Source organism: Cupriavidus sp. SHE (genome assembly GCF_000812445.1).
GTDB lineage: Bacteria > Pseudomonadota > Gammaproteobacteria > Burkholderiales > Burkholderiaceae > Cupriavidus > Cupriavidus metallidurans.
In genome coordinates this window covers 117,424-127,147 of the sequence record NZ_JWMB01000019.1, presented here as the reverse complement: position 1 = coordinate 127,147, position 9,724 = coordinate 117,424, and the positions used below count along the sequence as shown (strand labels likewise).

9 protein-coding genes are annotated in these 9,724 nt (G+C 65.0%); 5 read left to right on the top strand and 4 right to left on the bottom strand.

Translation table 11 applies throughout. The annotated features are described in order from the left end of the window. Positions 1 to 230 precede the first annotated feature (230 nt). The 4 genes from RN01_RS10545 to RN01_RS10530 form a co-directional block, all read right to left on the bottom strand. On the bottom strand, positions 231 to 1,100 hold the full coding sequence (locus RN01_RS10545; protein ID WP_017510756.1) for an NAD(P)-dependent oxidoreductase: 870 nt from the start codon (positions 1,098 to 1,100) through the stop codon (positions 231 to 233). Positions 1,101 to 1,121: 21 nt separating this feature from the next. Further along, positions 1,122 to 2,291: an ABC transporter substrate-binding protein gene (locus RN01_RS10540; protein ID WP_017510757.1), complete on the bottom strand. Its 1,170-nt coding sequence runs from the start codon at positions 2,289 to 2,291 to the stop codon at positions 1,122 to 1,124. Between the two features lie 73 nt (positions 2,292 to 2,364). After that, a complete protein-coding gene (locus tag RN01_RS10535; protein ID WP_017510758.1) occupies positions 2,365 to 3,504 on the bottom strand; it encodes a class I SAM-dependent methyltransferase in 1,140 nt (379 codons plus the stop codon). Positions 3,505 to 3,534: 30 nt separating this feature from the next. After that, positions 3,535 to 4,476, bottom strand: coding sequence for a CysB family HTH-type transcriptional regulator (locus tag RN01_RS10530; protein ID WP_017510759.1), 942 nt, complete (start codon positions 4,474 to 4,476; stop codon positions 3,535 to 3,537). A gap of 172 nt (positions 4,477 to 4,648) precedes the next feature. Here RN01_RS10530 and RN01_RS10525 point away from each other — a divergent pair, with 172 nt between their 5' ends. The 5 genes from RN01_RS10525 (at position 4,649) to cysD (ending at position 9,717) form a co-directional block, all read left to right on the top strand. After that, positions 4,649 to 5,422 (top strand): sulfite exporter TauE/SafE family protein, encoded by a 774-nt coding sequence (locus tag RN01_RS10525; RefSeq protein ID WP_008644115.1) that lies wholly within the window; start codon positions 4,649 to 4,651, stop codon positions 5,420 to 5,422. 108 nt (positions 5,423 to 5,530) lie between these two features. After that, a complete protein-coding gene (locus tag RN01_RS10520) occupies positions 5,531 to 7,213 on the top strand; it encodes a nitrite/sulfite reductase (protein WP_024569070.1) in 1,683 nt (560 codons plus the stop codon). Between the two features lie 18 nt (positions 7,214 to 7,231). Continuing rightward, positions 7,232 to 7,807 carry a DUF934 domain-containing protein gene (locus RN01_RS10515; protein WP_017510760.1) on the top strand — a complete coding sequence of 192 codons (576 nt, stop codon included), beginning with the start codon at positions 7,232 to 7,234 and terminating at the stop codon, positions 7,805 to 7,807. Continuing rightward, positions 7,804 to 8,643, top strand: a complete 840-nt coding sequence (locus RN01_RS10510) for a phosphoadenylyl-sulfate reductase (protein WP_017510761.1) — start codon at positions 7,804 to 7,806, stop codon at positions 8,641 to 8,643. Before RN01_RS10515 ends, RN01_RS10510 begins: the two co-directional genes overlap by 4 nt. Before the next feature lie 102 nt (positions 8,644 to 8,745). Next, positions 8,746 to 9,717 (top strand): sulfate adenylyltransferase subunit CysD, encoded by a 972-nt coding sequence (gene cysD / locus RN01_RS10505; RefSeq protein WP_008644109.1) that lies wholly within the window; start codon positions 8,746 to 8,748, stop codon positions 9,715 to 9,717. Positions 9,718 to 9,724: the final 7 nt, after the last annotated feature.

Sequence of the window (9,724 nt, the reverse complement as noted above, 5' to 3'; positions counted from 1 at the left end):
CCCCCGCCACAACGCGCTGATTCGCGCGGCATGGCCCGACAATGTGCGCGAGCCGATCGCGCTGCCGGGCCGCCATCACTTCAATGCGATGGATGACCTGATGCGCGACGACAGTCCGATGATGCGAGCGCTGCTGGGGATGATCGCGGGGTTTTGAACGGCTGGATGGGGCCGAGGGCGAGCGGACGCCAGTCGCCCGCCTACTGGGTGACCCCACAGGGTGACTTTCGTCAGCCCTTCAGTTCCAGCACCTTCAGCAGCGACGACGTATCGTCCTTGCCCCAACCCTGATCCATCAACTCGCCGAGTTGTGCCGACGTGGCGCGCATCGCCGGCAACTCAAGTCCGATCTCGGTGGCGATGTCTGCCGCGAGTCCGAAATCCTTGGCGTGGAGCCGCGACTCTATGCCAGCGGAGAAATCGCGCGTCACCATCTTCGGGCCGAGCATGTCGAGCATACGGCTGCCGGCCATGCCGGTGGACATTGCCTGGAACACCTTGGCAGTGTCCACGCCCTGCGCGCCGGCAAAGCGCATGGCTTCGGCGATGCCTTCGATATTGACCACCTGGGCGATCTGGTTGCACAGCTTGGCCACCTGGCCCGCGCCGCTGTCGCCGATGTGCGTGATGGTCTTGCCGATCTGCTCCAGCAGCGGACGCACCTTTTCCAGCACCTCGGCCTTGCCGCCGACCATGATCGTCAGCGTGGCGGCCTGCGCTCCCACCGTGCCGCCCGATACCGGACAGTCCAGCGCCTCGATGCCGCGCGCTGCCAGCGCTTGCGCGATCTCGCGCGTGACGATCGGCGAGATCGTGCTGTGGTCGACGCAGATCGTGCCTGGCGCGGCGCCTTCCACCACGCCGTTCTGGCCGAGCAGCACTTCGCGCACGTCCTCGGACGATGTCACGTTGGTGAAGACGACAGCCGCTCCTTGCGCGGCTTCCGCGGGCGTGAAGAACGGTTCCGCGCCCAACTGGCGCGCGGCATCGGCCGCTTCGGGTCGGCGCACAAAGGCGCGCACGGTATGGCCGGCGCGGATCAGGTGGCCCACCATCGGCGCGCCCATCGCGCCCAGGCCAATAAATGCTACGGTGGTCATGAATGCTTCCTCGAACTTGCCTTACTTGTCGCCTGCGTAGGCGAACTTGCCATTGCGTACCACGCCCATCACGCGGGCACGCTGGTCGAAACCTTGATGATCCTGCGCGCTCAGGTTGAGCACGCCATTGGGCACGGTCAGGTTGTGCGTCGATTCGATCGCGTCACGCAGCGCGGCGCGGAACGCTGGCGTGCCAGGTTGCGCGCCGCTCTTGAGCGCGCGTCGGCTGGCATCGTCGAGCAGCAGCCATGCGCCCCACGCATCGCCAGCAAACTGCGTCACCGTATCCGGCCCGTGCTTCGCTTCATAGCGCGTGACGAAATCGAGTGCCACCTTCTTCACCGGATGGCTATCGGGCAACTGCCGCGCCACCACCACCGGCCCGGTCGGAAAGAGCGTGCCCTCGACGTCCTTGCCACCCACGCGCAGGAAGTCCCACGATGCAATGCCGTGGGTCTGGTAGATGCGGCCCTTGTAGCCGCGCTCGCCGAGTGCCTTCTGAGGCAGCACCGCCGGCGTGCCCGAGCCCGCGATCAGGATGGCATCGGGATTCGCCGACATCAGCTTCAGTATCTGCCCGGTCACCGAAGTATCGGTGCGCCCGAAGCGCTCGTTGCCCACCACGCGCAGGCGACGGATCTCGGCCATCTTCGAAAACTCGCGCCACCAACTTTCGCCGTAGGCATCGTTGAAGCCGATGAAGCCCACCGTCTTCACGCCCTGGTTGGTCATGTGCTCGGTCAGGATCGTCGCCATCAGGGCGTCGTTCTGCGGCATCTTGAATGCCCAGCGGCGGCGTGCGTCGCCGGGCGGCTCGATGATCGAAGCCGAGGCGGCCAGCGCCACCATCGGCGTCCCGCTCTCGGCAATGGCGTCGAGCGCGGCAATCGCGTTTGGCGTGATGTTGGGGCCGACGATCACATCGACCTTGTCCTCGGCGATGAGCTTGCGCACGTTGCGCACGGCAGCAGCCGGGTCAGTGGCGTCGTCGAGCACGATGTACTGCGCGCGCTGGCCGCCAAGCGTCTGCGGCCACATCTGCACCGTGTTGCGCGACGGGATGCCGATCGCGGCGGCGGGGCCTGTGGTCGACAGGTCGACGCCGACGCGGATATCGGCATGGGCCGACCCCGTGGCGACACCAAAAGACAACATGGACATCACTGGCAGCAGCAGCTTGCGCAGACGCATCGGCGAACTCCCGGACGAGACAGGATCGTGAAGAGGGCGACTTCGGAGACGGCTTTGGGAACGACCAGGTGGATTACTTCGCAGCCAGTCGCCACAGCGACGTAATCTCGGCCTTGCGCGCGGCGAAGAGCGGGTCGTCGGCATCGGCGGCCTTCGGGTGGCGCGGGCGGATGTCAGAGCGGCCAAGCACCTTGAGCCCCGCCGCATCGATCCAGCCAAGCAGTTCGTCGCGCGTGCGCAGGCCCAGATGTTCGGCAAAGTCCGACAGGATCAGCCAGCCCTGGCCATCCTGCGTCAGATGCGCGGCCAGGCCGTTCAGGAAGCCGCGCAGCATCCGGCTGTCCGGGTCGAACACGGCGTGCTCGATCGGCGAGCTCGGGCGCGCGGGTACCCACGGCGGATTGCAGACCACGAGCGGCGCGCGGCCTTCGGGGAACAGGTCGGCTTCGATGATCTCGACGTCGCCCGTCAGTCCAAGCCGCTCGACGTTGGCGCGGGCGTTGCCGAGCGCGCGGGCGTCCTGGTCGGTGCCTACCACGCGCTTCACGCCACGCTGGGCCAGCAGCGCCGCGAGCACGCCGGTGCCGGTGCCAATGTCGAACGCCAGGGTGCCCGATGGCAGCGGTTCTTTCGCCACGAGGTCGATGTACTCGCCGCGCACAGGCGAGAACACGCCGTACCACGGATGGATGCGCTCGCCGAGCGCCGGGATCTCGATGCCTTTCTTGCGCCACTCGAATGCGCCGATCAGGCCGAGCAGTTCACGCATCGACGCCACGTACGGCGTGTCGGACGGACCGTAGACCTGCTCGCAGGCTTCATGCACATCGGGCGCGCGGCGCAGCGGCACCACGTGGCCGGCCTCGAACGGCAGCAGCAACATGCCGAGCGTGCGGGCTCGCTGCGACTGGACGAGCCGGTGCTTGTGGAATGCCTCGGTGAGGCTGGCGGCCGGCTTCGGCGCCTTCTTCGGCTTGCGATCGACGCGCCGTGCCATCGCCTGCAGCAACTGGCGCGCATTCTGGAAGTCGCCGCGCCAGAGCAGGGCGGTGCCTTCGCTGGCCAGACGGAACGCGGTATCGGCCGGCGTCTGGTCGTCGGCGATCACCACGCGTTTCGGCGGGGGCAGGCCGGCTTCGGAACGCCACATCGCGCTGCGCTCGGCGCCGTCTTCGGTCCAGTGGATCGTCGGGAGGGAATCAGTGACTGACATATATATAGGGCAGGGTGCTTCGAGCGATGCTCAGAGTTCGTAGGCTTCGTGGTCGCCCGACATCGCCTGTTCCACCAGCTTGCGGTTCAGGGTCGGCGAGAACAACTCGATGAATGTATAGACGAAGCTGCGTAGATAGGCCCCCTGCTTGACGGCCAGGTGGGTGACGTTGGTGCCGAACAGGTGGCCGGCCGGAATGCCGCGCAGGTTGCGGTCACGTTCGGGGTCGTAGGCGAGGCCGGCCACGATGCCGACGCCCAGGCCGACCTCGACGTACGTCTTGATGACGTCGGCGTCGATGGCCTCCAGCACGATGTCCGGCTGGAGATGGCGCAACTCGAATGCCTTGTCGATCTTGGGCCGGCCAGCAAAGTTCACGTCATAGGTGATCAGCGGAAAGGTGGCCAGGTCTTCCAGCGTCAGGTGCTTTTTCTCCAGCAGCGGATGGTCAGGTGGCGTAATCACCATGTGCTGCCACTGGTACCCGGGCAGCGACACCAGGCTCTTGTCGCCCGAGATGCCCTCGGTGGCGATGCCCAGATCGGCCTGGTCATGCAAGATCATGTCGGCGATCTGCGCCGGATTGCCCTGCTGGATCGACAGCCGCACCTTCGGGTAGCGCTTGGTGAACTCGCTGATCACGCGCGGCAGCGCGTAACGGGCCTGGGTATGGGTGGTGGCGATGGTGAAGTTGCCCTGATCCTGTGCCGCGTAGTCCTTGCCCACGCGCTTCAGGCTTTCCACTTCCCGCAGGATCTTCTCTACCGAGGTCAGGATGCGTCGCCCCGGTTCGGTCAGGCTGCGAATCCGTTTGCCGTGGCGTGTGAAGATATCGACACCTAGCTCCTCTTCCAGTTCGATAATCGCCTTGGAAACGCCGGGTTGTGACGTATAGAGCGCCTTTGCGGCCTCCGTCAAGTTGAAATTCTGACGGACAGCCTCACGCACAAAGCGGAATTGATGAAGGTTCATATAACTGCGTCCGTATAAACAAACAACTTCTTATTAGTTTGAGGTATGAGGCGAGTTTATTACGATTCTCGAACTTTGTTAAACGTTCGGCCTGCCCGTATTGCGTCCAGCCCCCAGCCTGTATAGGTGACGCGGACGAGGGGAAAGCCGGGCAACTCGAGAATCCCCCCCGATGTCCCTTGCCTATACCGTTTCCGGTCTGCTGGTAGGTCTCCTGGTCGGTCTGACCGGAGTCGGCGGGGGTTCGCTCATGACGCCGCTGCTGACGCTGCTGTTCGGCTTCTCGCCGGCCACCGCGGTGGGCACCGACCTCGCGTTTGCCTCGATTACCAAGGGCTTCGGCACGCTGGCCCACCGCGCGCACGGTCATGTGCAGTGGCAGGTGGTGCGCCGCCTGTGCGTGGGCAGCCTGCCGGCCGCCGTGGCCGCCATCCTCGTGCTCAAGAGCGCGGGTGAACTCAATGCGCAGTGGCTCCACGCGATCCGCGTGACGATCGGTGTGTCGGTCCTGCTGACCGTGCTGTCGCTGCTGTTCCGCAAGCAGATGCTGGCCTGGCTGGCGCGCAACCCGCGCTTCCAGCTCGAAGGCCGCAAGCAGGTGGTGGCCACCGTGCTGGTGGGCGCCGTGATCGGCGTGCTGGTGACGGTGTCGTCGATCGGTGCCGGCGCCGTGGGCGCGACCCTGATCCTGCTGCTGTATCCCCATATGAAACCGGCCGAAGTGGCCGGTACCGATATCGCCTACGCCGTGCCGCTCACGGCCGTGGCAGGCCTGGGCCACGTGTGGCTCGGCACGGTCGACTGGAATTTGTTGCTGGCGCTGCTGGTGGGCTCGATCCCCGGCATCTGGCTCGGTGCGCAACTGTCGCGGGCACTGCCCGAGCGGATCGTGCGCGCCGCACTTGCCACGACGCTGACGCTCGTGGCCATCAAGCTCGTTTCATGAGACCGGTTATGAATGATTCAGGCGTCGTTACGCGGCCTTGCCAGAACCGCTTCGCTTCATTCCTGACCAGCCTCCCTAAAGTTACCGAATACTGAACGGACCCACACCATGTATCAGTACGATCAATATGACCAGCGTATCGTCCAGGAGCGCGTTGCCCAGTTCCGTGACCAGGTGCGTCGCCGCCTGTCCGATGAGCTGACCGAGGAAGAATTCCTGCCGCTGCGCCTGCAGAACGGCCTGTACATGCAGCGTCACGCCTACATGCTGCGCGTGGCGATTCCGTACGGCCTGCTGGCCTCGAAGCAGATGCGCATGCTGGCCCATATCGCCCGCACCTACGACCGCGACTACGGCCATTTCTCCACACGCCAGAACATCCAGTACAACTGGATGGACCTGGAGCGCGTGCCGGACGTGCTGGACGACCTCGCCAGCGTCGAAATGCACGGCATCCAGACCTCCGGCAACTGCGTGCGCAACATCACCACCGACCAGTTCGCCGGCGTAGCGCCGGACGAGACGGTGGACCCGCGCGTGCTGGCCGAACTGCTGCGCCAGTGGAGCACGTTCCAGCCCGAATTCGCGTTCCTGCCGCGCAAGTTCAAGATCGCCATCTCGTCGTCGGCCGATGACCGCGCCGTGGTGCAGATGCACGATATCGGCATCTATGCGTACAAGAACGCCGCTGGCGAGACGCGCCTGCGCATCCTGGCTGGTGGAGGTCTGGGTCGCACGCCGATTCTGGGCACGATCATCAAGGAAGATCTGCCGTGGCAGCACATGCTGACCTATGTGGAGTCCGCGATCCGCGTGTACAACCGCTACGGCCGCCGCGACAACAAGTACAAGGCCCGCATCAAGATCCTGGTGAAGGCCATCGGCGCCGAGAAGTTCGCCGCCGAAGTGGAAGAAGAGTGGAAGTTCAGCAAGGACGGCCCGGGCACGCTGACGCAGGCCGAGTTCGATCGCGTGGCGCAGTACTTCCAGCCGCCCGCCTACGAAAAGCTGCCCGACACCGACGCATCGTTCGAAAAGCACCTGCTCGAGAACAAGGCATTCGCACGCTGGGTCAACCGCAACGTGCACGCGCACAAGGTGCCGGGCTATGCATCCGTGACGCTGTCGACCAAGCCGGGTCCGGTGTCGCCCCCGGGTGATGCCACGTCCGCGCAGATGGACGCGGTTGCCGATTTCGCTGATCGCTATGGCTATGGCGAACTGCGCGTGGCGCATGAGCAGAACCTGGTGCTGCCAGACGTGAAGAAGCGTGATCTGTTCGCGCTGTGGGAAGACGCGAAGAAGGCCGGTCTGGCCACGGCCAACATCGGCCTGCTGACCGACATCATCGCCTGCCCGGGCGGCGACTTCTGCTCGCTGGCCAACGCCAAGTCGATTCCGATCGCGCTGGCGATTCAGGAGCGCTTCGACAACCTCGATTACGTTCACGACCTCGGCGACATCTCGCTGAACATCTCGGGTTGCATCAACGCCTGCGGCCACCACCACGTCGGCAACATCGGCGTGCTGGGCGTCGACAAGGATGGCGCCGAGTGGTACCAGGTCACGATCGGCGGCGCCCAGGGCAATGACACGGCGCTGGGCAAGGTGATCGGCCCGTCGTTCAGCGCCCACGAGATGCCCGATGTGGTGTCGCGCATCATCGAGACATTCGTGGCCAACCGTGTTGGCGACGAGCGCTTTATCGAAACCGTTGGCCGGATTGGCATCGCGCCGTTCAAGGAACGGGTGTACGCGGACAAGCAGCGCGAAGAGCGCGCCGAAGCCTGACGAACGGAGTTACCGAACATGGCAAAGATCATTCAACTGCAACGCGACACCGCCGAATTCCGTCCTGTCATCGTTGACGATAGCTGGACCGTGCTGCGTGCCACCGAAACCGAACCGCTCGACGAGGCAAAGATCGCTGCCGTCGCGCAAGGCATCGACGCCGTGCTGTTCCCGCTGTCGGTGTGGAAGGCGAACGAAGCCCTGCTGGCCGGCCGCGACAAGGCCATCACCGGCGTGTGGCTGGCGCCGGAAGACGAGCCAGGCGACGCCGAAGCGCTGTTCGATCGCGTATCGGTCGTGGCCGTGGACTTCCCGGTGTTCCGCGATGGCCGCGGTTTCTCGTCGGCCTATCTGCTGCGCACGCGCTACCACTGGGCAGGCCAGTTGCGCGCGATCGGCGACGTGCTGCGCGATCAGCTCAACTTTATGAAGCGCTGCGGCTTCGACACTTTCGCGGTGCGCGCCGACAAGAACATCGACGACGCGCTGAAGGGCTTCACCGAGTTCACGGTGGCCTACCAGGCTTCGGTGGACGAGCCGCTGCCGCTGTTCCGCCGCGCACGTGCCGACGTGACCGCCCGGGGCGTGGCATGAGCTCCGTGATCTCCGAGATCCCCGTCGTCGACGGTTCGGTGTCGTCGCTGCGCCCCCCAGCGCTGTGGACGAAGCCGGCGTACGCCGGCACGATCGAAGCGCTCGAAGTGAAGGAACGTGAACTGGCCGAACGCCTGTCCGGCATCGCGGCACGTTTCTTCCGCGCGCGCTTCGCCACGAGCCTGGCCGCCGAAGACATGGTGCTGACCGACGCGATCCTGCGCGGCAGCCCGGCCGTGCGTGCCGGCATCCGCGTGTTCACGCTGAACACCGGCCGCCTGCATGCCGAGACGCTGGCAGTGCTGGACAAGGTCGAGACGCACTACGGTTACACGATCGAGCAGTTCACGCCCGACCAGGAAGCCGTGGAGAACTACCTGAAGAAGAACGGCCTGAATGCCTTCTACGACAGCGTGGACCTGCGCAAGAGCTGCTGCGGCATCCGCAAGGTGGAACCGCTCAATCGCGCGCTTTCGCACGCCGATGCGTGGATGACGGGCCAGCGCCGCGAGCAGGCCGTGACGCGCGCCGAACTGCCGTTCGAGGAAACGGACGAGTCGCGCGGCATTCCCAAGTTCAATCCGCTGGCCGACTGGACCGAGGCTGAAGTGTGGGCGTACCTGTCGCGCCACAACGTCCCGGTCAACGCGCTGCACGAGAAGGGCTATCCGAGCATCGGTTGCGAGCCCTGTACGCGGGCGGTCAAGGCCGGCGAGGATGTGCGCGCCGGACGGTGGTGGTGGGAAAACCGGGACACAAAGGAATGCGGATTGCACGAAGGCAATCTGCGTTCCGTCCCGGTTTCGGCGAAGGCTAACTTTGCGGAGCAAAGTTAAGGCCGCAAGGCCGGCCGGAGGCAACCGCAAGGACTCGAAAGAGTGCGGGCTCCACGAACAGAACATCAAGCACTGAACAGAATATTTGAGGCCGAGAACGACATGGGCATCATGAACGACATCGCAAGCGCAGGCATCCCCGCCAACGTGGAACACCTGCTGCAGGTCCAGAACGACCACCTCGACCGGCTCGAAGCCGAATCGATCTACATCATCCGCGAGGTGGTGGCCGAGTGCCACAACCCGGCGCTGCTGTTCTCCGGCGGCAAGGATTCGATCGTCATGCTGCATCTGGCGCTCAAGGCCTTCCGCCTGGGCGACCGCAAGGTGGAGCTGCCGTTCCCGCTGGTCCATATTGACACCGGCCACAACTATCCGGAAGTGATCCAGTTCCGCGACCAGCGCGTGGGCGAACTGGGCGCGCGCCTGGTGGTGGGCCACGTCGAGGATTCGATCAAGCGCGGCACCGTACGCCTGCGCAAGGAAACCGATTCGCGCAACGCCGCACAGGCTGTGACGCTGCTGGAAACGATCGAGGCGCACAAGTTCGACGCGCTGATGGGCGGTGCCCGTCGCGATGAGGAGAAGGCCCGCGCCAAGGAGCGCATCTTCTCGTTCCGCGACGAGTTCGGCCAGTGGGACCCGAAGGCCCAGCGCCCGGAACTGTGGAGCCTGTACAACGCCCGCATGGCCCAAGGCGAGCAGATGCGCGTGTTCCCGATCTCGAACTGGACCGAACTCGACGTGTGGCAGTACATCGCCCGCGAAAACCTGGCCCTGCCGCCGATCTACTACGCGCACGAGCGCGAAGTGGTGCGCAAGAACGGCCTGCTGGTGCCGGTGACGCCGATTACGCCGAAGCAGGATGGTGATGTGAGCGAAGTGCTGTCGGTCCGCTTCCGCACCGTGGGCGACATCAGTTGCACGTGCCCGGTGGCTAGCACCGCGGCCACGCCGGTGGAGATCATCGCGGAGACCGCGGTGACCGAGATCACCGAGCGCGGCGCCACCCGCATGGACGACCAGACGAGCGAAGCGTCGATGGAACGCCGGAAAAAAGAAGGCTACTTCTAAATCGACG

Bases quoted from the DNA above. Each gene is read 5' to 3' on its own strand.
- RN01_RS10525 (WP_008644115.1), top strand. From the start codon at position 4,649: ATGTCCCTTGCCTATACCGTTTCCGGTCTGCTGGTAGGTCTCCTGGTC.
- RN01_RS10545 (WP_017510756.1), bottom strand. From the start codon at position 1,100: ATGACCACCGTAGCATTTATTGGCCTGGGCGCGATGGGCGCGCCGATG.
- RN01_RS10515 (WP_017510760.1), top strand. From the start codon at position 7,232: ATGGCAAAGATCATTCAACTGCAACGCGACACCGCCGAATTCCGTCCT.
- RN01_RS10520 (WP_024569070.1), top strand. From the start codon at position 5,531: ATGTATCAGTACGATCAATATGACCAGCGTATCGTCCAGGAGCGCGTT.
- RN01_RS10535 (WP_017510758.1), bottom strand. From the start codon at position 3,504: ATGTCAGTCACTGATTCCCTCCCGACGATCCACTGGACCGAAGACGGC.
- RN01_RS10530 (WP_017510759.1), bottom strand. From the start codon at position 4,476: ATGAACCTTCATCAATTCCGCTTTGTGCGTGAGGCTGTCCGTCAGAAT.
- RN01_RS10540 (WP_017510757.1), bottom strand. From the start codon at position 2,291: ATGCGTCTGCGCAAGCTGCTGCTGCCAGTGATGTCCATGTTGTCTTTT.
- RN01_RS10510 (WP_017510761.1), top strand. From the start codon at position 7,804: ATGAGCTCCGTGATCTCCGAGATCCCCGTCGTCGACGGTTCGGTGTCG.
- cysD (WP_008644109.1), top strand. From the start codon at position 8,746: ATGGGCATCATGAACGACATCGCAAGCGCAGGCATCCCCGCCAACGTG.